The 23,077-nt window shown below is 69.4% G+C and carries 28 protein-coding genes; 16 read left to right on the top strand and 12 right to left on the bottom strand.

The window, feature by feature from the left end:
- Window positions 1-7: 7 nt before the first annotated feature.
- Window positions 8-1,363 (top strand): sodium-dependent transporter, encoded by a 1,356-nt coding sequence (locus C472_RS02075; RefSeq protein ID WP_006628127.1) that lies wholly within the window; start codon window positions 8-10, stop codon window positions 1,361-1,363.
- Between the two features lie 33 nt (window positions 1,364-1,396).
- On the opposite strand, the gene C472_RS02070 is transcribed toward C472_RS02075, so the two are convergent.
- The 4 genes from C472_RS02070 to C472_RS02055 all read right to left on the bottom strand — a co-directional run bounded on the left by C472_RS02070 (window position 1,397) and on the right by C472_RS02055 (window position 4,199).
- Entirely contained in the window at window positions 1,397-2,053 is a 657-nt protein-coding gene (locus tag C472_RS02070; protein WP_006628126.1) for an AIM24 family protein, read from the bottom strand.
- Window positions 2,054-2,180: 127 nt separating this feature from the next.
- Entirely contained in the window at window positions 2,181-2,846 is a 666-nt protein-coding gene (locus tag C472_RS02065) for a cytochrome c biogenesis protein CcdA (protein WP_006628125.1), read from the bottom strand.
- A gap of 34 nt (window positions 2,847-2,880) precedes the next feature.
- Window positions 2,881-3,477, bottom strand: coding sequence for a TlpA family protein disulfide reductase (locus C472_RS02060; protein WP_049906203.1), 597 nt, complete (start codon window positions 3,475-3,477; stop codon window positions 2,881-2,883).
- The gene (locus C472_RS02055; RefSeq protein WP_006628123.1) at window positions 3,474-4,199 is read right to left on the bottom strand and encodes an SCO family protein; all 726 of its coding nucleotides are present in this window, start codon (window positions 4,197-4,199) and stop codon (window positions 3,474-3,476) included. Before C472_RS02055 ends, C472_RS02060 begins: the two co-directional genes overlap by 4 nt.
- 208 nt (window positions 4,200-4,407) lie before the next feature.
- Here C472_RS02055 and C472_RS02050 point away from each other — a divergent pair, with 208 nt between their 5' ends.
- Together C472_RS02050 and radB are read left to right on the top strand one after the other, a co-directional pair.
- Entirely contained in the window at window positions 4,408-4,614 is a 207-nt protein-coding gene (locus C472_RS02050; protein WP_004595330.1) for a cold-shock protein, read from the top strand.
- A gap of 219 nt (window positions 4,615-4,833) precedes the next feature.
- Window positions 4,834-5,547, top strand: a complete 714-nt coding sequence (gene radB / locus C472_RS02045; protein WP_006628122.1) for a DNA repair and recombination protein RadB — start codon at window positions 4,834-4,836, stop codon at window positions 5,545-5,547.
- Window positions 5,548-5,713: 166 nt separating this feature from the next.
- Here radB and C472_RS02040 read toward each other — a convergent pair whose 3' ends face one another.
- Complete coding sequence (locus C472_RS02040) at window positions 5,714-6,853, bottom strand: CBS domain-containing protein (protein WP_006628121.1); 1,140 nt, start codon at window positions 6,851-6,853, stop codon at window positions 5,714-5,716.
- A 126-nt stretch (window positions 6,854-6,979) separates the two neighbouring features.
- Here C472_RS02040 and C472_RS17430 point away from each other — a divergent pair, with 126 nt between their 5' ends.
- From C472_RS17430 to C472_RS02030, 3 genes are all read left to right on the top strand, one after another.
- A complete protein-coding gene (locus C472_RS17430) occupies window positions 6,980-7,120 on the top strand; it encodes a hypothetical protein (protein ID WP_162832659.1) in 141 nt (46 codons plus the stop codon).
- Window positions 7,121-7,198: 78 nt separating this feature from the next.
- On the top strand, window positions 7,199-7,891 hold the full coding sequence (locus C472_RS02035; protein WP_006628120.1) for an HAD family hydrolase: 693 nt from the start codon (window positions 7,199-7,201) through the stop codon (window positions 7,889-7,891).
- A gap of 72 nt (window positions 7,892-7,963) precedes the next feature.
- Window positions 7,964-8,743: a hypothetical protein gene (locus C472_RS02030; protein WP_006628119.1), complete on the top strand. Its 780-nt coding sequence runs from the start codon at window positions 7,964-7,966 to the stop codon at window positions 8,741-8,743.
- A gap of 1 nt (window position 8,744) precedes the next feature.
- On the opposite strand, the gene C472_RS02025 is transcribed toward C472_RS02030, so the two are convergent.
- Entirely contained in the window at window positions 8,745-9,302 is a 558-nt protein-coding gene (locus C472_RS02025) for a hypothetical protein (protein ID WP_006628118.1), read from the bottom strand.
- 247 nt (window positions 9,303-9,549) lie between these two features.
- Here C472_RS02025 and C472_RS02020 point away from each other — a divergent pair, with 247 nt between their 5' ends.
- Window positions 9,550-10,341 (top strand): aldo/keto reductase, encoded by a 792-nt coding sequence (locus C472_RS02020; RefSeq protein WP_006628117.1) that lies wholly within the window; start codon window positions 9,550-9,552, stop codon window positions 10,339-10,341.
- A 107-nt stretch (window positions 10,342-10,448) separates the two neighbouring features.
- Window positions 10,449-11,342 (top strand): bifunctional 5,10-methylene-tetrahydrofolate dehydrogenase/5,10-methylene-tetrahydrofolate cyclohydrolase, encoded by an 894-nt coding sequence (locus C472_RS02015; RefSeq protein WP_006628116.1) that lies wholly within the window; start codon window positions 10,449-10,451, stop codon window positions 11,340-11,342.
- A gap of 451 nt (window positions 11,343-11,793) precedes the next feature.
- On the opposite strand, the gene C472_RS02010 is transcribed toward C472_RS02015, so the two are convergent.
- The gene (locus tag C472_RS02010) at window positions 11,794-13,203 is read right to left on the bottom strand and encodes a bifunctional metallophosphatase/5'-nucleotidase (protein WP_006628115.1); all 1,410 of its coding nucleotides are present in this window, start codon (window positions 13,201-13,203) and stop codon (window positions 11,794-11,796) included.
- A gap of 288 nt (window positions 13,204-13,491) precedes the next feature.
- Here C472_RS02010 and rpl7ae point away from each other — a divergent pair, with 288 nt between their 5' ends.
- The 4 genes from rpl7ae to ndk are packed head-to-tail and all read left to right on the top strand — an operon-like array spanning window position 13,492 to window position 14,759.
- Window positions 13,492-13,854 (top strand): 50S ribosomal protein L7Ae, encoded by a 363-nt coding sequence (gene rpl7ae / locus C472_RS02005; protein WP_006628114.1) that lies wholly within the window; start codon window positions 13,492-13,494, stop codon window positions 13,852-13,854.
- A 6-nt stretch (window positions 13,855-13,860) separates the two neighbouring features.
- Window positions 13,861-14,085 (top strand): 30S ribosomal protein S28e, encoded by a 225-nt coding sequence (locus C472_RS02000; protein ID WP_004595321.1) that lies wholly within the window; start codon window positions 13,861-13,863, stop codon window positions 14,083-14,085.
- A gap of 3 nt (window positions 14,086-14,088) precedes the next feature.
- Window positions 14,089-14,283, top strand: coding sequence for a 50S ribosomal protein L24e (locus tag C472_RS01995; protein WP_006628113.1), 195 nt, complete (start codon window positions 14,089-14,091; stop codon window positions 14,281-14,283).
- Window positions 14,280-14,759 carry a nucleoside-diphosphate kinase gene (ndk, locus tag C472_RS01990; RefSeq protein WP_006628112.1) on the top strand — a complete coding sequence of 160 codons (480 nt, stop codon included), beginning with the start codon at window positions 14,280-14,282 and terminating at the stop codon, window positions 14,757-14,759. The genes C472_RS01995 and ndk overlap by 4 nt, the downstream gene beginning before the upstream one ends.
- 160 nt (window positions 14,760-14,919) lie before the next feature.
- Here ndk and C472_RS01985 read toward each other — a convergent pair whose 3' ends face one another.
- From C472_RS01985 to C472_RS01975, 4 genes are all read right to left on the bottom strand, one after another.
- Window positions 14,920-16,176 (bottom strand): outer membrane protein assembly factor BamB family protein, encoded by a 1,257-nt coding sequence (locus C472_RS01985; RefSeq protein ID WP_006628111.1) that lies wholly within the window; start codon window positions 16,174-16,176, stop codon window positions 14,920-14,922.
- Between the two features lie 106 nt (window positions 16,177-16,282).
- Window positions 16,283-17,005, bottom strand: a complete 723-nt coding sequence (locus C472_RS01980; RefSeq protein WP_006628110.1) for a carbonic anhydrase — start codon at window positions 17,003-17,005, stop codon at window positions 16,283-16,285.
- A gap of 108 nt (window positions 17,006-17,113) precedes the next feature.
- Entirely contained in the window at window positions 17,114-17,248 is a 135-nt protein-coding gene (locus tag C472_RS17960; protein WP_006628109.1) for a hypothetical protein, read from the bottom strand.
- Between the two features lie 70 nt (window positions 17,249-17,318).
- Window positions 17,319-18,950, bottom strand: coding sequence for an ABC transporter substrate-binding protein (locus tag C472_RS01975; RefSeq protein WP_006628108.1), 1,632 nt, complete (start codon window positions 18,948-18,950; stop codon window positions 17,319-17,321).
- 143 nt (window positions 18,951-19,093) lie between these two features.
- Here C472_RS01975 and phoU point away from each other — a divergent pair, with 143 nt between their 5' ends.
- Together phoU and C472_RS01965 are read left to right on the top strand one after the other, a co-directional pair.
- The gene (phoU, locus tag C472_RS01970; RefSeq protein WP_006628107.1) at window positions 19,094-19,768 is read left to right on the top strand and encodes a phosphate signaling complex protein PhoU; all 675 of its coding nucleotides are present in this window, start codon (window positions 19,094-19,096) and stop codon (window positions 19,766-19,768) included.
- A 115-nt stretch (window positions 19,769-19,883) separates the two neighbouring features.
- Complete coding sequence (locus C472_RS01965) at window positions 19,884-20,228, top strand: hypothetical protein (protein ID WP_006628106.1); 345 nt, start codon at window positions 19,884-19,886, stop codon at window positions 20,226-20,228.
- A gap of 9 nt (window positions 20,229-20,237) precedes the next feature.
- On the opposite strand, the gene C472_RS01960 is transcribed toward C472_RS01965, so the two are convergent.
- Window positions 20,238-20,633 carry an ArsR/SmtB family transcription factor gene (locus C472_RS01960; RefSeq protein WP_006628105.1) on the bottom strand — a complete coding sequence of 132 codons (396 nt, stop codon included), beginning with the start codon at window positions 20,631-20,633 and terminating at the stop codon, window positions 20,238-20,240.
- 439 nt (window positions 20,634-21,072) lie between these two features.
- On the opposite strand from C472_RS01960, the gene arsD reads away from it, so the two are divergent.
- On the top strand, window positions 21,073-21,402 hold the full coding sequence (arsD, locus tag C472_RS01955) for an arsenite efflux transporter metallochaperone ArsD (protein ID WP_006628104.1): 330 nt from the start codon (window positions 21,073-21,075) through the stop codon (window positions 21,400-21,402).
- A gap of 3 nt (window positions 21,403-21,405) precedes the next feature.
- A partial coding sequence (gene arsA / locus C472_RS01950) for an arsenical pump-driving ATPase (protein WP_006628103.1) occupies window positions 21,406-23,077 on the top strand: 1,672 nt, incomplete at its 3' end.

The following is a 23,077-nucleotide window of genomic DNA, read 5'->3' as shown; positions in this document are numbered from 1 at the left end:
GGTACCAATGGCACGCGAGACATGGGCGACGCGGGCGGGGTTCATCCTCGCCGCGGTCGGCAGCGCGGTCGGACTCGGGAACATCTGGCGGTTCCCGTTCATCACCGGCCAGTACGGCGGATCGTCGTTTCTCATCACCTACCTGGCGTTCGTCGCGCTGATCGGGTTCCCGGCGATCCTCGTCGAGTTCGTCATCGGGCGGCGGACCGACCGGAACCCGGTCGGCGCGCTGCGCGAACTCGGCAGCGGCGCGTGGTCGTACGCCGGTTGGCTGTTCGTCGTCACCGGATTCATCATCCTCTCGTACTACAGCGTCGTCGCTGGCTGGTTCCTGCGGTACACGCTCATCGGGATCACCGAGGGGTTCACCCTCACCGACCCCGCCGAGGCCGAGGCGCTGTTCGGCACGGTGTCGACCGGGCTCGACACCCTCCTCTTCCACGCCGTCTTCATGCTCTGCGTCATCGGCATCATCGCCGCCGGCGTCCGGCGCGGGATCGAACTGAGCGTGAAGGTGATGGTCCCCGCCATCCTCGTCCTCCTGCTCGGCCTCGCCGCCTACGGCTTCACCCTCGACGGCGCGAGCGCGGCGTACGCCTACTACCTCTCGCCCGACTTCGGAACGATCGCGGCCAACTGGACCGAGATCCTGCCGGCCGCCGCCGGACAGGCGTTCTTCACGCTGTCGCTCGGCATGGGCGTGATGATCACCTACGCCTCCTACCTCGGCGAGGACCGGAACCTCGCGGCCGACGCGGGGATCATCGCGACGCTCGACACGCTCGTCGCCGTCCTCGTCGGCTTCGTCGTCTTCCCCGTTCTCTTCTCGGTGGGAATCGAGCCGGGAACGGGCGGTCCCGGTGCGATCTTCGTGAGCCTCACGTCGGCGTTCGCCGGCATCCCCGGCGGCCGGATCCTCGGCGTCGTCTTCTTCGGGATGGTCGGGATCGCGGCGCTCTCCTCCGCGATCAGCATCCTCGAGGTGCTGGTCTCGTACCTGATCGACGAGGTCGGCGTCGCCCGGATCCCGGCGTCCGCCGCGGTCGGCGTGGCGGTCTTCCTGCTCGGCGTGCCCGTCACCGTCGACCTGATATTCCTCGATTTATACGACCTGCTCGCGGACGGCATCCTGCTCGTGCTCGGGTCGCTGCTGCTCGCGCTGTTCGTCGGCTGGGTGATCCCGGACGTCGGCCGCGAGGAACTCCGCAAGGGGATCGGCGACCTCGGGGGGCTCGGCGACGCGTGGATCTGGGCCGTTCGGATCCCGATCGTGATCGTCGTGATCGTCTCGCTGTACCTCGGGATCGTCGACTACGCCGGGTTCCTCACTGGCGACTTCGCCGACTGGCTGGCGGCGCGATAGCGTCGCGCCCCGGGTCGGACCTCTCTGCGGGACTCAGGCGTGCTCCTCGCGCGGCTGGACGACGACGAACCCGTCGTCGCCGTCGAACCGCATCTGGTAGCGCTCGCCCGACTCCTGTCCGATCATGTCCGAGAGGCTCCGGTTCACCTCCACGTCGGGCGAGGTGCCGCCCCACGCGACGGTCGCGCTCGGGTCGGTCGCCACCGGCGGTTCCAAGACGATGGGATCGCCGTGGGTGGTGAGCGCGACGTACCCCGGCCCTTCGAGGTAGACGTTGCTGAACCCGCCGGCGAGCGCGCCGGCGAGGCTGTCGATGGTGTTGATCTCGTAGGAGAGCGACTCATCGAACGCGAGCACGTCCTCGCCGTTGACCGTGATCGACTCGTCGGCACCGAGTTCGATCACCTGTACCTTCTTGCCGTTGTCCGCGAAGTAGACGTGGCCGTCGCCCTCGACGGCCATGATCGGCGTCCCCTCGCCCGTGGCCGCCTCCTTGAGGAAGCCGGTGAGTCCGCCCTCCGCGGAGGCCTTCCCGGTGAACGACACGTCGCCCGTGTACGCCACCATCGACCCGGCCTTCGCCATGACCGTGCCGGCGACCGCGACGTCCAAGGTGTAGCTGTTCTCGCGCTGGAACGGTTCCGCGCTGTCCGTCGGTGCGTTCTCGGCGGTGAACTGATCGAGATTCATCGTGCGGGGACCGAACCGTCGGTTCGGTCGTGGGAGGATTCGACGCTATCGGGTAAGAATCTACGGGAGAGACAACTGTCAGTTCCACGGAGCGTGCGGCGGCTCGTCCCCGGCCCCGCCCACGGACTCAGTACACGACCAGCGAGAGGTACAGCTGTCCGATCCCGGCGGCGACCATCACCGCGCCCGCGATCCGCTTTAACAGGCCGGCGTGAGCCATCACCCGGTTCGCGTTGCTGACGAGGCCGACGCCGGTCGCGACCGTGGTCGCGGCCATCAGGACGGCGACGGTGCCGGCGTAGACGCCGACGACCAGCACGGCCGTCTCCGACGGGAGCGCGATCGCGCGGGCGACGACGCCGAGGAACACGGGCGCGACGCAGCCCGCGCCGGCGAGCGCGTAGCCCGCCCCGAACAGCCCGAATCCGAAGATGCCGGTGCGGCGCTCCGGCAGCGGCACCGAGATCGACGGCGCTCGCCCGGCGACGACGAGCAGCCCGAAGACGACGAGCAGGCCGCCGACGAGCGTCTCGAAGACTGTGATGTTCGACAGCGTCGAGTAGCCGACCCGGACGGTGGCCCCGGCGAGCAGCGCGAACGTCGCCAGCACCCCGATCGCGGCCGCGACGCCGCGCACGCCCGCGCCGACGACGGACGCGGAGTCGGCCTCGACGGAGTTGACATAAAAGCCGACGTACCCCGGTAGGAGGGGGTACGCACACGGCGAGAAGAACGTCGCCACGCCCGCGGTCACGGCGAACGGGACGTTCGTCGCGAGCGAGACGTCGGTCATCGGTCGATCCGTCCGGCCGTCCTCCGAGGCCCCGTCATTGGTCGAGCGCCCGCTCGATGCCCTCGACGAACTCCTCGGCCGTGTGCGTCCCCGAGGTGGCCCAGCGGACCCGTCCGGAGGCGTCGATTGCGCGCGCGCTCGGGTAGCCGCCGACGTTGAGCCGCGCGGCGAGCTCGGCGGCGATGTCGGCGGCGACGAGCCAGTCGCCGTCGTGTTCGTTCCACCACTCGACTATCGTCTCCTCGCTGACGGCCTCGCCGACCGGCTCCGTCGTCACCGAGACGAACAGCACCTCGTCGCCGATCCGCTCGTGGGCCGCGGCGAGGTCGGGCATCTGCTCGGCGCAGGGCGGACACCACGTCCCGAAGAAGTCGACGAACGTCGGGCGGTCGGGAGCCGGGAGCGTCACCTCGCCGTCGCGGCTCCCCGGGGCGTCGACCGTCTGTAGGGTCACCGGCTCGACCGGTCCCGGTTCGTCGTCGCCGCCGCCCCCGTTCTCGTCGGCTACGTCGCCTCTCCCGTCGGGGGCTGAGCCGTCGAGCGAGTCCGGTACCCCGCCGCTCGCGACCACGCCCGCGCCGCCGAGGACCCCCACGCTCGCGACGCCCGCCAACAGGTCCCGTCGCCTCACGCCGTGACCACCCGCTCGAAGTCGCTCACGATCTGCTCGACCTCCGTCGCCGAGCCGCGCGGGTACGCCCGCTCGACGATGCCCCGCTTGTTGACGAGGAGGATCAGGCCGTAGTGTGGGAACGTGTACTCCAGGTTCTCGTACCGGTTCTCCTCGTCCGGGACCTTCTCGATCTCCAGCCCGAAGTTCTCGTCCATCAGCTCGACCCCCGCATCGTAGCTCTCGGGACGGAGGAAATGCCAGTTCCCGGCGTCGAGGTCGACGCCGCGCGGGCCGGCGTACTCCCGGAGGACGTCGGCGGTGTCGCGCTCCGGGTCGAACGTCTGCGCGAGGAACGCCGCCTCGTCGCTCAGGCCCTCCTCGGCGGCGAGCTCCTGCGCTCGTCGGAGCCGGAGGATGAGCGCCGGACAGACGCCGTCCGGGCAGCTCGTGTAAAACGAGGTCCACATGAACGCGCGCTCGCCCTCGAACTGCGCCGTCGATACCTCCCCGCCCGTGATCGGGTCGGGGATGGTGAACTCGGGCATCTCCTCGCCGCGGATCGGATGGACCGGGTCGCCCCGGCTCTGCTCCGGCGGGCCGAGGATCGTTCTCTCGCCGCTTGCGTCGTCGGAGCCGTCGGCGTCGCCGTCGCCGAGGACGCCGGCGCAGCCGGCCGTTGCGGTCGTGCCGGCGACGACGCCGGTCCCGGCGAGCGAGCGGAGGAAGTGGCGGCGGTCCATGTCGTTGTCCGACTTACGTGGTCGCGCGTAAATGAACCCCGCGGCTGGTGGCACGCGGTGAACACGACCGGGCGCGTCGCAACGTCGGCCGGAGCGCCCCGGAACGTGGCGGTATTCGGCGCTTCCCGGATAGACGAACGTCCGGAACCTCCGTGGTACCGTGACCCTCGCAAGGGTTATCCCCGAACGGGCTGTACGTTTATTTGCAATGGCAAACGGTAAGGTTGATTTCTTCAACGACACTGGCGGCTACGGTTTCATCTCGACTGACGACGGCGACCTCGACGACGACGAAGACGTGTTCTTCCACATGGAAGACGTCGGCGGCCCGGACCTCGAGGAGGGTCAGGAAGTGGAATTCGACATCGAATCGTCCCCCAAGGGACCCCGCGCGACGAACCTCGTCCGCAACTAACCCCCACGTAGCGGACGACAGGTCCGCACGCACTACCGGATTTCGGCCGTCGCTCGACGCGATCGACGCCATCTCCGTTTCTCTCACACTTATCACCGCCCGACGAGTGACGGCGCTGCCGTCGGCGAGCGGCGCGTATCACCACGGCGAGCGGCGCGTACCGCGCCGTCGCCGCCGCGATCGACCATTTAAATACGAGCGCGGCCGAACTGCCGTCTAGTGAGCGATCCGATCCCGACCGGCTGTCGCCCGGTCGACGAGCTGCTGGGCGGCGGCTTCGAGCGCGGCGTCGTCACGCAGGTGTACGGCCCGCCGGCCGCGGGGAAGACGAACCTCGCGCTCTCGGCGGCGGTCGAGGTCGCGGCCCGCGGCGACCGCGCCCTCTACATCGACACCGAGGGGCTCTCTATCGACCGCTTCGAGCAGTTGGCCGAGGGCCGGCTCGACCGGGGTGACGGCGACGGCGACGACGCCCTCGAAGCGCTCGCCTCGCGGCTGGTTATCTCCGAGGCGTACGACTTCGACGACCAGCGCGAGGCGGTCCGCGACGCCGAGGAGCTCGCCGAGGAGGTCGAGCTGATCGTGTTGGACTCCGCGACGGGCTTTTACCGACTGGAGCGCGCCGGCGACACCGAGGGCGGCGAGTCGCTCCGGAAGGTCGCGAAGCAGGTGACGCACCTCCTCTCTCTGGCCCGGCGGCACGACGTCGCCGTCGTGATCACGAACCAGGTGTTCACCGACCCCGACGGCGACCGCGACCGCGCGCTGGGCGGCAACACGCTCAACCACTGGACCGGCGCGATCGTCCGCGTCGACCGGTTCCGCGGCGGGAACCGCCGGGCGACACTCGAAAAACACCGATCGAAGCCCGCGGGCGACACCGCCACGTTCCGGATCGTCGCCGACGGGCTCGCCGAGGGCGCGGACGGATAACCGACGGCTGTCGGTGCGGAAAGCGATCCGAGAAACGCCCCGTCCCGGCGACGATGACTTCAGGTGCCGGAACGACCGGGGTCGACGGTCGAAACTCGATCCGTTGCGGTCGACGGACGAGCGCCGAGGGCGGGCCGGCACGCGTCCGCAAATCGGGTGCTACCGGTTACAGCTCGCCGAGCTTCCGCAGGAGCTGACCGCGGTACTCCTCGTCGGCGTTGACGCCCTTGATCTCGAGGACGTTCCGTTCCAGCTTGTCGAGCGCGACGTGGAACGCGTGTTCGGCACCGTACCCCTCGCCGGAGCCGCCGACCTGCCCCTCGTTGGTTCGGAGGCGGATCTGACACTGGATGAGGGGCGTGCCGCGGAGCTTCTCTTTGTGCGCGTGGAGCCGGACGTGCGCGTGGATGACGTGCATGTCCGCGTACTTGTCCGCGGCCTGTTCGATGGACTCGACGATGTGCTCGCGGGAGGTCCCCTCCAGCAGGTCGACGTTCGTGATCTGGACGTCCATCGAGTCCTGCTCGGTGAACGTCAGCGCGCGCAACACGTCCGTCTTCGTCACGATGCCGGCGACGTTGTCGGTGGCCGCGGGCGTGACGACCAGCCCGGAGACCTCGTTGTCGAACATGCGCTCGACGACCGCTCGGGCGGTCTCGTCCTCGGTCGCGGTGACGACGGGGCTCGACATGATGTCGTAGACGGGGATGTCGAGCATCCGGTCGATGTCGCCCGCGCGGTCGCCGCTGCCCTGTCGCTCGTGGTCGCGGACGACGAACTCCACGATGTCGTTCGTCGTGACGACGCCGACGAGGTCGCCGCCCTCGTCGAGGACGGGGAGCCGGGAGACGCCGTTCTCGCGGAGGCGGTTGATCGCGCGGCCGACGCTCTCCGTCTCGCCGATGCCGATCACGTCCTCTGTCGCGATCTGGCCGACGGTGATCGCGTCGAGGCTCTCGATGACGGCCTCTAAGATCTGGTCGACCGTGACGATCCCGTAGAGCTTCTCGCCCTCGTAGACGGGCGCGATCTTCACGTCGCCCTCGACGAGGAGTCGCGCGGTCTCACGGACGTCCTCGTGGCGGTCGACCGAGGGGGCCGGTTTCATCACCGCCGACACCTTCGTGTCGTCCTCCATGCGCGAGCGCATGAGCTGTTTCTCCCCGACGACGCCCGCGTACTCGCCGTCCTCGACGACGACGATCCCCTTGGGGTTCTCTCGCTCGAAGATAGAACGGACCTTGGCGAGCCGCTCATCGACGTCGACCTCGACGTATTCCGACACCGCGATATCAGAGATGTTCATGGTCCAATCTGAGTCTTCGACCGGCCGGGTATTGAAAGTGCGGGGGTCGTGGCGTGTTCCCGGACGCGTCGTCCGACGGTCGGAATCCACCTGAAGATATTTGAGCGTCGCGGACGGTGTTCGCCCGTGAAGCTCTCGACCGCGCTGATCGCGCTCGGCGTCGCGCTGATCGTGATCCCGCTGCCGGTCCCGATCCCGTTCGTCGGCGTGATCGTCGGGACGCTCGTGCTGCTCGCGGGGCTGTTCGTCCACCTGTTCGGGGTCTGAGTGTCCGACAGCCGGCGTTCGGAACGCCGAGTGTCGGGGTGTGAAACCTTTTTGCCCGTTAGCGACGCAGAGTGAGGCGTGTACGACGCCGTCGTCCTCGACAACGACGGGGTGTTGGTCGGGCGGACGCCGTTCGACACGCTCCGCGAGGCCGCCTGGGACGCGTTCGTGAGCCTCGGCGTCGAGGACCCCGACCTCGCGCACGTCGACGACGTGGCGGTCGGCGTCGACCCCGCGACCCTGACCGACATCTGCGAGCGCTACGGCGTGGACCCGACGGAGTTCTGGCGCGTCAGGGACGAGACCGCGGCGGCGGCCCAGATCGACGCCGCCCGGCAGGGGCGCAAGACGCCGTACGACGACGTCGACGCCCTCCGCGCGCTCGACGCCTCGCTCGGCGTCGTCTCCTCGAACCAGCAGGCGACCGTCGACGCGCTCCTCGATCACTTCGGGCTGCGCGGCCACTTCGAGGTCGCGTACGGCCGCGAGCCCTCGGTGGCCAGCCTCTCGCGCAAGAAGCCCTCCCCGTACTACATCGAGCGCGCCCTCGAGGATCTCGGAGCCGAGACGGCGCTTTTCGTCGGCGACAACGAGTCGGACGTCCGCGCGGCCGACAACGCCGGCATCGACTCCGCGTTCGTCCGCCGCCCGCACCGGCGGTCGACGGAACTGGCCTGCCACCCGACCTACGAGATCGACGACCTCCACGACCTCGTGAGCATCTGCGGGCGAGCGCCCGCCGACGAGGACGACGAGCGAGACCGGGCCTGAATGCGGCGGCGATCGGGCGGGCGATCGGTCAGAGACCGAAATTCTGATTTTCCGTCTCCCCGAGTTCGGAGCGTGACCGATCCCTCCAGTCCCTCCGACGCCCGAACGCCGCCGCCGACCGACCGCGACGCGCTCGACGACGCCGTGCGGGGCTACCGCCGCGCCGAGCGCGCCGTCAGTTGGACCCTCGCGCTGCTCGTCGTGGGGGCGTTCCTCGCCGCCGTCGCCGCGCTCTCGTTCTGGCCGGGGATCGCGGTCGGGGCGGTGCTGGTCGTCGCTCTCCGCCTGCCGGTGTACCGCCGGTCCGGGACGACTCGCCTCCGCACGGACGCCTCGCCCGAGGCGGTCGTCCGGCAGTTCGCCTCGGAGAGACCACCGGTCCTCGCGTTCCAGTGGGGGGTCGCCGACGACGTGCGAGCGGATGGAGGTGACGCCCCCGACCGGCCGACCGAGACAGCCACCGCCGCCCCGGACCCCCCGACCGGAACCCGTGCGACCTACGAGTTCTCGTACCTGCTCGGACTCCGGAGCGTCGCGCTCGACTTCGAGACCGAGGTGCGGGCCGCAGGGGACGGAGCCGACGAGGCCGACCCAGACGACGCCTCGCCGGGCGACGCCGTCGCGACCGTCGACGTCGACGGTACGGTCGACGACCGGCCGTGGGGGTCGTACGCCGCGACGGTTCGCGAGGCGGCCGACGGCGGGAGCGTCGTCGACGTCGAACTGCGCCCGACGCGCCGGTTCGACCTCCGCCGGCTCCCGCAGGCGCGGGTCGCCGAGCGGTACTACGCCCCCGCGCTCGCCGCGCAGGGGTACGAGGTCGTCGAGCGGACGGTGTCCGTGACGCGCTGACTCACTCTAATAGCTCCGTCTTCGGCGCGTCGACCGCCGTCCGGGAGACGGCGTCGTCCCCGTCGACGCCGCGGACGTCGACCCCCCGGAGCCGGAACGCGAGCGCGGCGTCGGCGCGCGCGTCCTCCGAGCGCGGCCGGATCTCCGTCTCGGTCGGCTCGTCGTCTTCCCCGTCGTCCGGCTCGTGGACCACGACAACCTCGTCGCCGCCGAACTCGACGCGTTCGACGGCGCGGAGCGGCACCGTCGTGCGGCGGTTCCCCGCGATCGACGCCGCGAGAGTCCCGATCACGGTGACTGCGGCGATCCCGCCCGCCCAGAGGGGCTCGCTCCCGCTGCCGGCCGACAGGAGCCGCGGAACCGCGCCGAGGAGGGTGAACAGTACCCCGACGCCGGTCCAGCCGAACGCGTCCGTGAGCGGGCCGAGCCGCCCCCTCGCGAACGCCTGCCCGGCGTGATCGACGGCGGTCCGCAGCCGCCGCCGGACCCGGATCTCGCCGGGGGCGACCTCGACGTGGCCCGTGGCGGTCGGGAACGACCAGGTCCCGTCCCGACTCATTCGCTCCAGCCGGTGGGGAAGGGGCGGTCGGCGGGGGAGGGGCGGTCGGCGGGGGAGGGGCGGTCGACTGTGAAGGGGCGGTCGGTGGGAGAGGGACGGTCGACTGTGGAGGGGCGGTCGGCCGAAAGGGGATCGGAGGGCGGGGGAGGCACTCGCATAGACATTTCAGTTTCGAACGCCCGACGAGGTAAAATTCCCGCCGCGCGGAGACGGAGGGATTTACTCGCGACCGGACCGACATTCGGGCATGAACTTCCCGCCCGTCGGTCTCGGAACGATGGGAATCGACGACCCCGACGCGGTCGCGACCGCGCTCGCTCTCGGCTACCGCCACCTCGACACCGCGCGGATCTACGACAACGAGGCGGTCGTCGGCCAGGGGCTCGCCGCAGGGCTGGCAGCGGACGACGGCGCGGACGAGCCCCTCGGCCGCGACGACGTGACCGTGGCGACGAAGCTCTGGATCGACGACCTCGCGGCCGACGCCGTCGCGCCCGCCGCCCGCGAGAGCGCGGACCGCCTCGGCGTCGACGCCCTCGACCTGCTGTACGTCCACCGGCCGCGCGGCGACTACGACCCGGACGCGACGCTGCCCGCGCTCGACCGACTCGTCGACGAAGGCCTCGTCCGCAACGTCGGCGTGTCGAACTTCGAACTCGCGGACCTCGACCGCGCGGTCGAACGCCTCGACGCGCCCCTCGCGGCCCATCAGACGGAGCTTCACCCGCTCTTCTATCGGCCGGAGTTGCTCGACCACGCCCGCGACCACGGCTATCCGGTCGTCGCCTACTCGCCGCTCGCCGGCGGCCGGGTGCGGGAGATAGACGCCGTCGTCGAGGTCGCCGAGGCGCACGGGGCGACGCCCGAGGCGGTCGCGATCGCGTGGGCGACCGCGAAAGATCCGGTGGTCGCGATCCCGAAGGCGTCGAGCGAGGCGCACCTGCGCGCGAACCTCGCCGCGGCCGACCTCGAGCTGACCGACGAGGAGGTCGCCGCGATCGACGCCGTCGAGCGCGAAGAAGAGCTGTTCCCCGAGTAGCCCCGTTTCGAAAACCGATCCGTGTTCTCGGATCGAATCGAGTTCGAAACGGCTCCGATGACCACGATCCCGCGTCACTTTTACCTCGGGGCCGCCGACGGTCGCGCATGACCGAGACGATCGACGGCGAGGCGGTCGCGGCGGACGTGCGCGAGACGGTCGCCGACGAGGTGGCGCGGCTGTCCGACGCGGGCGTTGAACCGGGGCTGGCCACGGTGCTGATGAGCGACGACCCGGCCAGCGAGACGTACGTCTCGATGAAACAGCGGGACTGCGAGGAGGTCGGGATCGAAGGGATCCACGTCGAGATCGACGCCGACGCGCCGGCCGAGGAGCTGTACGAGACGATAGACGACCTCAACGCGCGCGACGACGTCCACGGGATCTTGGTCCAGATGCCCGTGCCGGACCACGTCGACAAGCGGACCGTCCTCCGCCGGATCGACCCGGAGAAGGACGTGGACGGCTTCCACCCGGAGAACGTCGGCCGCCTCGTCGCGGGCGACGCCCGGTTCAAGCCCTGTACCCCGCACGGCGTCCAGAAGCTGCTCGACGCCTACGACGTGGAGACGGAGGGCGCGGACGCGGTCGTCGTCGGCCGCTCCGACATCGTCGGCAAGCCGATGGCGAACCTGCTGATCCAGAAGAGTCCCGTCGGGAACGCGACGACCACGGTCTGTCACTCGCGGACCGAGGACCTGGAGGCGAAGTTGGCGGACGCGGACATCGTCGTCGCCGCCGCCGGCATCCCGGAGTTCGTCGACGGCTCGATGCTGAAGGCGGGCGCGACCGTGATCGACGTGGGGATCAACCGCGTCGACGCGGACACGGAGAAGGGGTACGAACTGGTCGGCGACGTGGACTACGAGTCGGCGAGCGAGGTCGCGGGAGCGATCACGCCCGTGCCCGGCGGCGTCGGCCCGATGACGCGCGCGATGCTCCTTTATAACACGGTGAAGGCGGCGGGGATCCAGACCGGCGTCGACGTGAACTTGGACTGAGAGGGAGCGGACTCGAACGGCTCTCTCGCGTTTGATGTTTATAAGTGGTCGAACGGTCGAATATAACTAGCCGATAGTGGGTCGACCGTAAACACCGCCGAAGCCCCAGCCGCTCGGCTGTATGACGCAGTAGTTGTTTATAAACTCTTGATCGACACGAACACCGCCGAAGCCCCAGCCGGGAGGCGGGCGTACACTCGCTGTGGTCCTCACTCGGTCGCTGTCGCTCCCTCGTTGCGGTCCTTGTGTCGTCTACGCCCGCCTCCCGGCTGCCCCTTCGAGTCCCGCCCCCCCACAGCACCGCACCTCGTTCCTCCCCAGCCTCGTCGCTGGCACCCTCCGCTCCGCTCCGGGGCCAGCGACTCCCTCGCGCGTGCGACTCGCGCCCTCTGGGCGCTCGTCGGCACGCGCCACCGCACCTGTTTATAAACAGATGCCGTCGCGGCCGTGCTCAGTCGTCGTCGCTCGCGGCGGCGCGGTTCCGGATCTCGATGCGGCCCTCCACCTCGGGGTCGATGCCGCGTTCGCGGGCGTAGGCGGCGAGTACCTCGTACTGGATGTCGGCCTCGTCGATCCGGTGGCGCTCGGAGAGCGTGGGGAACTCGTGTTCGGAGTGGAGGAGGTACTCGGAGACCGCGACCGTGTAGCGCGCGTCGGGGTCGATCGGCCCGCCGTCGACGGTGGCCTCTAAGATTAGCTCGGCGTCGGCGTCCCAGACGAGGCGAGCGTTCGAGACGTGGCCGTGCCACCAGTCGTCCTCGCCGAAGTCGACCTCCGGCGCGGCCATCTCGCGCAGCACGTCGCGGAGCTCCCCGCCGGTGACCGAGGCGAGGGCCACCGGCTCCTCGAAGGGGATCAGGCTGATCAGGTCCGCCTTCGTCACGTCGCCCTCGAACGGGTCGCCCTGCCGGAGGCCGCCGGCGTTGGAGAGGCCGACGTCGGCGTCGTGGGCCCACCGGAACGCGTCCGCGACGAAGTTGCCGACGCGGCACTCCCCGCCGTGGACCACCTCGCCGGAGCGCTCGATCGGCTCCGCGACCGTATCGACGACCTCGTCCAAGTCGGCCGCGGCCATCCGCTCGGCGAGCGCGTCCGCCAACCCGGGCGCTGGCTCGGCCCCCTCCGGCTCGTGGAGGGTCGCCGTCGGCGGCTCGGCGTCGAGGTCGACGTCGGCCACCGCCTCGCCGTTGACGCCCGGTCGGACCAGCAGCGTGTTCGCGACCCTCTCGTTCCGACGGCTGTGGACGTGGCCGCCGAGGACCGCGTCGACGTCGAGTTCGCGGGCGAGGTCGTCGTCGCCCGCGCCGAGGTGCGAGAGGACGACGACGTGGTCGAGGCCCTCCCCCCCGTCCGCGTCGGCGACCGACGCCCGCATCTCCGCGAGCGCCGCTCCGGCGGCCGCGACGGGCTCGTCGAACGAGAGGTCGGCGGCCATCGGGTTCAGCGAGTCGGTCGCGGGGTCGGTGACGCCGACGAACCCGACGGTCTCGCCGTCCACCTCGCGGACGGCCCACGGGACGACGCCCTCGTCGCGGCCGAACGGCTCGCCGTCCTCGTCGCGCACGTTCGCGGAGACGAACGTCGCCGGCGCGTCCGCGACGAGGTCGCGCAGCGCGTCCGGCCCGTAGTCGAACTCGTGGTTACCGAACGTGTCGAGGAGCGTGTCGGTCGCCTCGTAGAAGTCGAGGACCTGCCTGCCGGTCGCGACGAGCGAGAGGACGCCCGGCGCGGTCGTGTCGCCGGTGGCGACGACCGCGGCGTCGGGGCCGGAGAGCGCCCGGATCCGACCGGCGAGGCGGGCCGCCCGCTCCGGGTCGTCGAAGACGTTCTCGATGTCGGAGTAGTGAACGAGACGGACCATTCGATACGCGAAGGGAGGCGCGAGTCGGGCTTAAAAAGCGCGGAGTCCGATCGCGCACTCTATCGGTTCCGTTCCGGGGGATCCGCACCGGACCGTCGGCTTCTCCATCCGGTCCGCGAGTTCGCCCCGTGATCCCCGCTCGCACACGCGCAGGACATTGAAAGCGCTTTTATGGATGTCCGGACTACGTCGCTTCACAGCCTCTGTGGGGTTGATGATGTGCCGTGCCGTTAGGGACCGACCACGGTGCGAGCACGCGAGCCCGCGCGGAGGATAGGTGAACAACATATGCCCGTTTACGTAGACTACGACACCCCAGCCGACCTCGCCGAGCGATCCCTCGAAGCGCTCGAGGTCGCCCGAGACACCGGTACAGTGAAGAAAGGAACCAACGAGACGACCAAAGCCGTCGAGCGCGGCAACGCCGACCTCGTCATCGTCGCCGAGGACGTCTCCCCCGAAGAGATCGTGATGCACCTCCCCGAACTCGCCGAGGAGAAGGGGATCCCGGTCGTCTTCGTCGACACGCAGGACGAAGTCGGTCAGGCCGCCGGCCTCGAAGTCGGCTCGGCCGCCGCCGCCGTCGTCGACGCCGGCGACGCCGCCGACGACGTCGAGGACATCGGCGAGAAGGTCGCGGAGCTTCGATAACCTCCCATGAGCGCAGAAGAGGGCACCGGCGACTCGACGACCGCGGAGGTCATCGAGGTCGTCGGCAAAACCGGGATGCACGGCGAGGCCATGCAGGTCAAGTGCCGCATCCAGGAGGGATCGAACCAGGGCCGGATCATCACCCGGAACGTTCTGGGTCCCGTCCGCCTGGGCGACGTGCTCCAGCTGCGGGAGACCCAGCGCGACGCCGACTCCATCGGAGGTCGATAACCAATGGTCGAGACACGCACCTGTGACTACACCGGCGAGGAGATCGAGCCCGGCACGGGCACGATGTTCGTGAAGAAGGACGGACAGATCCTCCACTTCGTCGACTCGAAGGCGGAGAAGAACTACCTCCTCGGCCGCGAGGCGCGCGACCTCGAGTGGACCGAGGAAGGCAACCGCGCGGGAGGCGACGACCAGTGAGCCACCACGACGAGCGGACCTTCGTGATGGTCAAGCCCGACGGCGTCCAGCGCGGACTCATCGGCGAGATCGTCTCTCGCTTCGAGGACCGCGGGCTCAAGCTCGTCGCCGGGAAGTTCGTCCAGCTCGACGAGGAGCTCGCGAAAGACCACTACGGTGAACACGAGGACAAGCCGTTCTTCGACGGCCTCGTCGAGTTCATCACCTCCGGCCCCGTCTTCGCGATGGTGTGGGAGGGCGCGGACGCGACCCGACAGGTCCGCGCGATGGTCGGCGAGACCGACCCCGCCGAGTCCGCCCCGGGCACGATCCGCGGCGACTTCGGCTTGGACCTCGGCCACAACGTGATCCACGCGTCGGACCACGAGGACGAGGGCGCGAACGAGCGCGAGATCGACCTGTTCTTCGACGACGAGGAACTCGTCGACTACGACCTCGACACCGCCGCGTGGGTGTACGAGGACGAAGACCACTAACCGCCGTTCCGCGTTCGGATTTTTTCGCCGAGACGCACCGCTCGCCTCCCGGCGTAGCTCTCGCTCAGCCGACACACCGCGTTTCCGGTGAATATCCTCTTCGAAGCGACCGCTGTCTGCCGATTTTTGATCGTACGGCGATTATAAAGTATCCGACGCGTCAGCCGTCGGATCGGGTGTCGAGCGCGACCGCCGTCCCGTCGTCGGCGACCACGATCACCTCGTCGTCGCCGTCGCCGGTGACGTCGGCGAACAGCGGCCCGGCGTAGACGACCGCTTCTGGACCGCCGCGGGCGATCACCTCGCCGCGCTGTGTCATCGCGAGCACCTCGCCGGCGCGGTTGACCACCACGGGAGCGAGTTCCCCGTCCCCGTCGACGTCGCCCACGCCCGGCTCGTTGATCCGGGTCGACGCGCCGTACTGCTGTTTCCAGACGACCTCGCCGTCGAGGAGGTCGACGGCCCACACGCTTCCCGCCCCGCCGACGTACACCGTCCCGGGATCCGCGTCGCCGACCTCGACCGGGAGGTCCTGAAGCCCGACCTCGTAGCGGTTCGACCCGTCGCTGACCTCGATGGTCTCCAAGTCCCCGTTCGCGCCGCCGAGCGCGAGCACGGGGCCGTCGCGGCTGTCCGCGGCGTTCCAACTCAGCGGGTTCACGCTCGGCGTCGTCGTCCAGCGCGCCTCGCCAGTCTCGTCGAGCAGGTGGACCGTCGCCGGGTCGCCGGCGCTCGTCAGCACCGCGAGGCCGCCGCGTTCGCCGGCCTCGGCGTCGGGTTCGACGACGAGCGGTCGGCGGGTGACCTCGCCCGACAGCGAGGCCTCGGCGACGGAGTCGCCCTCGCGGTCGACGGCGCGGACGCGTCCGTCGGTCGCGGCCGCCGCGATCTCTCGATCTCCGTCGCCGGTGAGGTCGCCGATCGCGGGTCGAAGCCCGCCGGGACCGCCGAGGTCGACCGCAAACCGTTGGCTCCCGTCGGTCGCGTCGACGACGACGAGCGACCCCGGAGCCGTCGTGAACGCCACGACGGGGTCGCCGCCGAGGGTCCCGGTGGTGAGTCCGCTGACGCCGATCGGGTCGTCGTTGCTCCCGTTCGCGTCGTCGTCGCCGCCCCCGCGCTCGGCGTCCGGTCCGGAGACCGGGACCGTCCAGGCGGTCTCGTCGGTCCCGACGACCGCCGCGCTGACGACCCGCGAGCCGTTCTCGACCGCCGGTCGGAGGAGCAGCGGGTCGCCGTCGACCGTCGCGATCACCGCGCCGCTACCGTCATCGCCGGCCGCCGGTTCGGACTCCCAGACGACCTCGGTCTCCGCGGTGGCGTCGTCGACGCCGACGAACGCGAACAGCGCCACGCCGACGCCGGTCGCGCCGCCGGCCAGCAGGATCAGCGTCGCGAACAGGACGCGTCGGTCCATTTGAACCCCGTTCGGGCGTCGCGGTGAAACGGTTGTCGGATGCGGTCACCCCGGTCCGCGGAGCGACGGCGGCGTCCGTGACGCGATGTCGCGGGGCGACCCCGCGCTACAGCAGCGACGCCACGTGGTCCGCGCGCGCCTCGCCGACGAGCTCGCGCAGCGCCGCCGGGTCGCGCTCTCCGTCGGCGTTGACGAGGTAGGCGGTTCCGTCGCGGCCGCCGTAGACGCCGTGGAGGTCGTAGACGAAGCCGTACACCGTCGCGTCGGCCGCCTCCTCGCACTCGCGGGCGAACGCCACCTGCTCGTGGACGTTGTACTCGACGAGCCGGTCGCGAACCGAGGTACCGGCATCACTGTCCGGTTCGAGGCCGCTCTCGTCGGCGTCCGGCCCGACGACGGCGGGGTCGTCCAGCCCGCGCTCGACGATAGGAACCAGCGCCTCGACGTCCGCGCGGACGCCCGGTTCGGCCGGATACTCGCCGGTTCGGGCCGCCGTGAGCGCCGCGCCGACCGCGCCGCACCCGGTGTGGCCGACCACGGCGAGGACCTCCGTGTCGGTGTGTCGGAGCGGGTACGCCACGCTCCCGTCGAGGACCCGTTCGCCGTCGACGAGGGCGCTCACGCTGTTCCCGATCGCGCCGGAGGTGAAGAGGAATCCCGGCTCGTCGACGGCGAACATCCCCTCCTGCGAGACGCGCGAGTCGGAACAGCAGACGGAGACCACGCCGGGGCGCTGACCGTCGCGGTGGCGGTCGAAGGCCCCGGGCGCGAGCGCAGCGACGTGGTCGTCGTTGCGGTCGAGGAGGTCCCTGAGCGTCCGGCGGTCCATACCGTCACCACCCCGCGGGGCGTCAAAAACGTCGGGGGCGGAACGGTCGGTTTCGGCTCGGCCCCGTCAGAGCCGCGATACGGTCGGGCGGCGAGTTCGGCGATCCGGTCAGGCGACGAGACCGACGAGCGAGACCAGGACGCCGACGACGAACACCGCGAGGAGCGCGACGGTCGCGATCACCACGGCGGGCGCGAGCGCCTCCTCGTTGTCGTCGAGGACGATGTCTTCCAAGTTCTCCATGTGCGGGCCGTCGTCGCGGCGGGATTTGAACGCTTCGACCGAGTCCGCGCCGCGCGGTGACGGGGGGCCGCTACTGGTCGAGCCAGACGTTGTTGTAGTCGCTCAGGACCCGCGGGTTGTACTGCGAGCGCGGGTGGGCGACGAAGTCGTCGACGTGGTCGCGGACGCCGATGGAGACGCGGAGGCTGTAGCTCGGGAGGTGGACCCGGTCTTCGAGCACCGTCGGGATGATCGACTCGTACAGCTCGCGCCGCTCGTCGATGTCGCTGGCGCGGCGCGCGTCGATGATCTCCTCCATGAGCTCGTCGTTCTCGTAGTAGGTCCCGTTGGTCGCGCCGATCTGCTCGTCGTGGAACAGGTTGTACACGTATGAGTCCGGGTCCGGCCCGCCGAGCCACCCGAGCGCGTACATGTTGTAGTCGTCCTCGCTGCCGGTGTCGTAGGTGTCGAGGAACGTCCCCCAGTCGTACCGGCGGACCTCCGCCTCGTAGCCGGCCTCGTTCAGTCCGTTCGAGACCGAGATGCCGATCTGCTCGCGGAGGTCGTCCGGGGGGACGATGATCCGGAAGTTGTAGTCCTTGGGCACGCCGGCGTCCGCGAGCAGCTCCGCGGCCCGGTCGACGTCGCGGTCGTGACCGATGTCCGCCCACTCGTCGACGGAGAAGTCCCACGAGTCGGCGACCGGAAGCGGGACTGGACCGTAGTTGCGCTCGCCGGCCGGCTCGATGAAGTTCGAGACCGCCTGGTCCATCGAGACGGCGTAGTCTATCGCCTCCCGGACCTGCGGGTCCGCCGTCGGCCCCTCGTTACAGTTGAACGCGATGTAGTAGTAGGAGATGCCCGGCTCCGACTGGAGCGTCATGTTGTCCGCTTCCTCGACCGTCTCCCACGTCTGGGGGGTGATCCCGTCCGCGACGTCCGACTCGCCGGTCTCCAAGGAGACGACGCGCGTCGTGCTCTCCTCGACGGGCTCGAATCGGAGGCGGTCGAGGTACGGCTCCGACTCGCCCCAGTAGTCGTCCCACTTCACCAGGTCCACGTACTCGCCCTCGGTCCAGTCGTCGAACTCGAACGGCCCCGAGCCGACCGGCGCGTCGAGGTTGAACGCCTCCTTGTCCGCCTCGCGGACCGACTCCGGTACCACGTTCCGCGTCAGCGCGAGCGTGTAGAACGGCCCGTAGCCGTACTGGAGGTCGATCTGGACCGTCCGGTCGTCGACGACCGCGACCGCGTCTATCATCTCCACGTCCGGCGCGTTCGCGGTCTCCTCCTCGACCGGCGCGAGCAGCGAGTAGCGGACGTCCTCGGCGGTGACCGGGTCGCCGTTCTGGAAGCGCGGTCCGTCGCGCAGCTCGACGACGTACCGGGTCCCGTCGCGCTCGACGGTCGGCTCGCCGCGCGCGAGGTGCGGGACCGGGTTCGTGCTCTCGTCGTAGGCGTACAGCGGCTCGAACACCTGCGAACACACCTGCTGGGAGTAGATGTCGTTGACGACGATCGGGTCGAACTCGATCGGCGACACCTGCTGTGAGTACACCAGTTCCCCGCCGGCGACCGGCTCGCCGCCGCCCGCTCCGCCGTCGGTCCCGTTGGCCGTGCCGTCGGAGCCGCCGCCGGTACACCCGGCGACGGTCCCGGCCGTCACCCCGGCGGCGACGCCGCGCAGCACCCGCCGTCGCGACGGGTCGAGCTCTCGTGACATGACCCGCCGTTTCGTCTCGACGTATAAGACACCGAACTCACGGGCAGCGTTCGACCGTACGCCGGACAACCGGAGATACTGTCTGGCTTCTCGGCGTCGCCGACGTGTTTTTGTGCGTCCGGCGTGGCGGATACGCCAACACGATGCCACGCGAACAGTACCAGACGAAACTGGAGGGGCTCCGCGACGACGTCCTCTACATGAGCGAGGTGGTCGCCGAGCGCCTCCGCATGGGACTCGACGCCCTCGAACGGCAGGACGAGGAACTGGGCGAGGAAGTGATCACCGGCGACGCGGAGATCAACGACCTCTACCTCGAACTGGAGGGGCAGTGTACCGACCTCATCGCGCTCCAGCAGCCGGTCGCCGGCGACCTGCGGTTCATCGCGGCGTCGTTCAAGATCATCACCGACCTCGAACGGATCGCGGACCTCGCGACGAACCTCGGCGAGTACGCCAAGCGGGCGGACCGCGAGGTGTTCCCCGACGTGGACGTCCAGCGCATCGGCGACGACACGCTGGACATGTTGGAGGACGCGATGGCGGCGTACGCGGAGTCGGACCCCGACCGCTGTTACGCCGTCGCCGAGGCCGACGACGACCTCGACGCCGCCTGCGAGGCCGCGAGCGAGCTGGTCGTCCGCGACCTCATCGAGCGCGACGAACTGCGCGACGACGAGGACGTGGAGGGGACGATGCGGAACGTCTCGCGGCTTCTCCTCACGATCCGCGACCTCGAACGCGTCGGCGACCACGCGGTCAACATCGCCGCCCGGTCGCTGTACATGATCGAGAACGACGACGAACTGCTGTACTGACCGGCTCGGGGCGATCCGGGGCCGAACGCCCGTCGCGCGGGCGCTCCGTCTCAACGTGTCACCCGCGGTGACTCTGCCCCCGCGTTATATCCCCCTGAACCGAGAGGGGACACGCATGGTACTGGGAGCGATCGTCTCGTTCGTCGTCGCGCTGTTGGTCGGTGGACTGGGAATCTACGTCAGCGGCCGCGTCGTCGCGGACGTCGACGACTACTCGCACGCGGTGGTCACGGCGCTCATCGGGGCCGTCGCTTGGGCGGTCGGGTCGCTGATCCCGCTGATCGGCTCGCTCGTCGCGCTGGTCGCGTGGGTGTGGGTCATCAAGTGGCGCTACCCGGGCGGCTGGGTGAAGGCCGCGATCATGGGCGTGGTCGCGTGGGCCGCCGCGCTCGCCGCCATCTTCGTGTTGAACGGCGTCTTGGACCTCGGAATCACGGCGCTCGGCGTCCCGGGCGTCTGAACACCGACCTCAGAGCGACCGCGAGCCGTCGAGCGCGACGAGGACGGCGTTCGCGCGCGGCGTGGCGCGGTACATCCGCCACTTCCCCTCTTTCCGGCGCGTGACGAGGCCGGCGTCGGTGAGCTTCGAGAGCGCGTGGCTGATCGCGCTGTCGCTCACGTCCAACAGCGGCGAGAACTCGCAGACGCACAGCTCGTCGTCGTCGGCCGCGTGGAGCATGCGGACGATCTTGTACCGCGTCTCGTTCGCGAGCGCCGACAGCAGGTCGACGTCGGTCTCCAAGTCGGAACCGCCGACGCTCTCGTTCAGCTCCTCAAGCTCCGCGAGCCGCTTAGAGAGGTCCTCATCCGTACAAGAACCGCACTCGTCGGCCACGTACCGCTGGAGCCGATCGGTCGATGACATGCGGCACAGTTGAACCGATACGAGATTAAGCGTTGTGAACCGCGGTCTCATCGAGCACCCTTGTCGACAAGACGATATAGAAAACGTTCATCTGTAACGTCGTGCGAGGAGCGTTCGAGCGAAGGCGACGAACGCGGCCGCTGTCGCGGCCGACTTCACCGGAACGAACGCCGACCCTCCGGCCGAACCGTCACGGGCGAACGGTACAACGGGATGGAGCGACTTCCGAATGACCGAATCGTCGAACGTCGACGGATTCGTCGGCCGAGCGTACCGCTCGACCGCTCCGGGCCTCCAGTCGCGCGACCGCCGCGAGCGGCCCGACCGAAGGACTTATATTTACTTGAGAGATCGTTCAGACGAATTGGTCGCGGGCGGCGCATCCTCGATGCGCGTTCCCGTGAACGACGGCTCAGACGACAGCAGATCCGACCCACTCATGACCGAACTCACTCTGTACGAAGAAGCGATGTGTTGCTCCACCGGCGTCTGTGGTCCCGACCCCGATGACGAACTCGTCGAGGTCAGCGCGGCGCTTGACCAGCTCGAAGACGCGTTCGACGACCTCGAGGTCAATCGGGCGAACATGCAGCACAACATCGACCAGTTCCTCGAAACCCAGCGGATCTACGACCGCGTTCAGGAGGATGGTCCGTCGATCCTTCCGATAACGGTCGTCGATGACCAGATCATCGCCGAGGGCGAGTACCTCTCGTACGACGAACTGACCGCGGCTATCGACGGAAGCGCGACGCCACAGGAGGTCTAATAAATGGCACAATCACAGTCAACGGCGACGAGCGCGCGTGAGGTCGTCGAACCGAGCAGTGACGAGACAGAGTTCGTCTTCTTCAGTGGGAAAGGCGGTGTCGGCAAGAGCACGGTGAGCTGTGCGACCGCGACGTGGCTCGCCGACAACGACTACGAGACGCTCCTCGTCACGACCGACCCCGCACCGAACCTCTCGGACATCTTCGGGCAGTCGATCGGCCACGAGGTCACCGCGATCGACGGGATAGAGAACCTCTCGGCGATCGAGATCGACCCGGACGCTGCCGCCGAGGAGTACCGCCAGGAGACGATCGAGCCGATGCGGGAGCTGCTCGGCGACGATGAGATCCGGACGGTCGAAGAGCAGCTCAACAGCCCCTGCGTCGACGAGATCGCCGCCTTCGACAACTTCGTCGACTTCATGGACAGCCCGGAGTACGACGTCGTCGTCTTCGACACGGCACCGACGGGCCACACCATCCGGCTGATGGAGCTCCCCTCCGACTGGAACGCCGAACTGGAGAAGGGCGGATCGACCTGTATCGGCCCCGCCGCGTCGATGGGAGAGCGCAAGCAGGACTACGAGCGCGCCATCGACGCGCTTCAGGACGGCGAGCGCACCTCGTTCGCGTTCGTCGGCAAGCCCGAGGACTCCTCGATCGACGAGATCGAGCGCAGCGCGGGCGACCTCGGCGACCTCGGCATCGAGTCGCAGCTGTTGATCCTCAACGGCTACCTCCCCGAGTCGGTGTGCGAGGACCCGTTCTTCGAGGGGAAGCGCGCGGACGAGCAGGCCGTCATCGAGCGCGCCCGCGAGGAGTTCGACGCCGACGCGACCGCGACGTACCCGCTCCAGCCCGGCGAGATCGCGGGGCTCGACCTGCTCGCCGACGTGGCCGGCGTCCTCTACGACGGCGACGAGGCGACGGTCGACGTCGGCGCGGCGACCGACGCGGACGCCGACGGGACGGTCGACTTCGACGGGACCGCGGACACCGACGCAGTCGTCGAACAGCTGACGCCCGGCGAGGAGACGCAGTACCTCTTCTTCACCGGGAAGGGCGGCGTCGGCAAGAGCACGGTCGCCGCGACGGCGGCGACGAAGCTCGCCGAGGCGGGCCACGAGACGCTCGTGGTGACGACCGACCCGGCCGCGCACTTGGAGGACATCTTCGGCGAGCCCGTAAGCCACGAGCCCACCTCGGTCGGCCAGGCCAACCTCGACGCGGCGCGGATCGATCAGGAGAAAGCGCTTGCGGAGTACCGCGAGCAGGTCCTCAACCACGTCACCGAGATGTACGAGAACAAGGAGGACACCCAGATAGACGTCGACGCCGCGATCGCGAACGTCGAGGAGGAGCTGGAGTCGCCGTGCGCCGAGGAGATGGCCGCCTTAGAGAAGTTCGTGAGCTACTTCGACGAGGANGTCGAGGAGGAGCTGGAGTCGCCGTGCGCCGAGGAGATGGCCGCCTTAGAGAAGTTCGTGAGCTACTTCGACGAGGACGGCTACGACGTCGTCGTCTTCGACACGGCACCCACGGGTCACACCCTCCGCTTGCTCGAACTCCCCTCCGACTGGAAAGGATTCATGGACCTCGGCTCGCTGACGAAAGGTGCCGCGCCTGCGAAGGGCGACCAGTACGACGAAGTCATCGAGACGATGAAAGACCCCG

This window comes from Halorubrum tebenquichense DSM 14210 (assembly GCF_000337415.1).
GTDB classification, from domain to species: domain Archaea; phylum Halobacteriota; class Halobacteria; order Halobacteriales; family Haloferacaceae; genus Halorubrum; species Halorubrum tebenquichense.
Note: the sequence above shows the minus strand (reverse complement) of the source record. Positions and strands in the feature narration are given on the sequence as shown.

Bases quoted from the DNA above. Each gene is read 5' to 3' on its own strand.
- C472_RS02075 (WP_006628127.1), top strand. From the start codon at position 8: ATGGCACGCGAGACATGGGCGACGCGGGCGGGGTTCATCCTCGCCGCG.
- C472_RS02070 (WP_006628126.1), bottom strand. From the start codon at position 2,053: ATGAATCTCGATCAGTTCACCGCCGAGAACGCACCGACGGACAGCGCG.
- C472_RS02065 (WP_006628125.1), bottom strand. From the start codon at position 2,846: ATGACCGACGTCTCGCTCGCGACGAACGTCCCGTTCGCCGTGACCGCG.
- C472_RS02055 (WP_006628123.1), bottom strand. From the start codon at position 4,199: ATGGACCGCCGCCACTTCCTCCGCTCGCTCGCCGGGACCGGCGTCGTC.
- C472_RS02050 (WP_004595330.1), top strand. From the start codon at position 4,408: ATGGCAAACGGTAAGGTTGATTTCTTCAACGACACTGGCGGCTACGGT.
- C472_RS02040 (WP_006628121.1), bottom strand. From the start codon at position 6,853: ATGAACATCTCTGATATCGCGGTGTCGGAATACGTCGAGGTCGACGTC.
- C472_RS02025 (WP_006628118.1), bottom strand. From the start codon at position 9,302: ATGAGTCGGGACGGGACCTGGTCGTTCCCGACCGCCACGGGCCACGTC.
- C472_RS02020 (WP_006628117.1), top strand. From the start codon at position 9,550: ATGAACTTCCCGCCCGTCGGTCTCGGAACGATGGGAATCGACGACCCC.
- C472_RS02015 (WP_006628116.1), top strand. From the start codon at position 10,449: ATGACCGAGACGATCGACGGCGAGGCGGTCGCGGCGGACGTGCGCGAG.
- C472_RS02010 (WP_006628115.1), bottom strand. From the start codon at position 13,203: ATGGTCCGTCTCGTTCACTACTCCGACATCGAGAACGTCTTCGACGAC.
- rpl7ae (WP_006628114.1), top strand. From the start codon at position 13,492: ATGCCCGTTTACGTAGACTACGACACCCCAGCCGACCTCGCCGAGCGA.
- C472_RS02000 (WP_004595321.1), top strand. From the start codon at position 13,861: ATGAGCGCAGAAGAGGGCACCGGCGACTCGACGACCGCGGAGGTCATC.
- C472_RS01995 (WP_006628113.1), top strand. From the start codon at position 14,089: ATGGTCGAGACACGCACCTGTGACTACACCGGCGAGGAGATCGAGCCC.
- C472_RS01985 (WP_006628111.1), bottom strand. From the start codon at position 16,176: ATGGACCGACGCGTCCTGTTCGCGACGCTGATCCTGCTGGCCGGCGGC.
- C472_RS01980 (WP_006628110.1), bottom strand. From the start codon at position 17,005: ATGGACCGCCGGACGCTCAGGGACCTCCTCGACCGCAACGACGACCAC.
- C472_RS17960 (WP_006628109.1), bottom strand. From the start codon at position 17,248: ATGGAGAACTTGGAAGACATCGTCCTCGACGACAACGAGGAGGCGCTC.
- C472_RS01975 (WP_006628108.1), bottom strand. From the start codon at position 18,950: ATGTCACGAGAGCTCGACCCGTCGCGACGGCGGGTGCTGCGCGGCGTC.
- phoU (WP_006628107.1), top strand. From the start codon at position 19,094: ATGCCACGCGAACAGTACCAGACGAAACTGGAGGGGCTCCGCGACGAC.
- C472_RS01965 (WP_006628106.1), top strand. From the start codon at position 19,884: ATGGTACTGGGAGCGATCGTCTCGTTCGTCGTCGCGCTGTTGGTCGGT.
- C472_RS01960 (WP_006628105.1), bottom strand. From the start codon at position 20,633: ATGTCATCGACCGATCGGCTCCAGCGGTACGTGGCCGACGAGTGCGGT.
- arsD (WP_006628104.1), top strand. From the start codon at position 21,073: ATGACCGAACTCACTCTGTACGAAGAAGCGATGTGTTGCTCCACCGGC.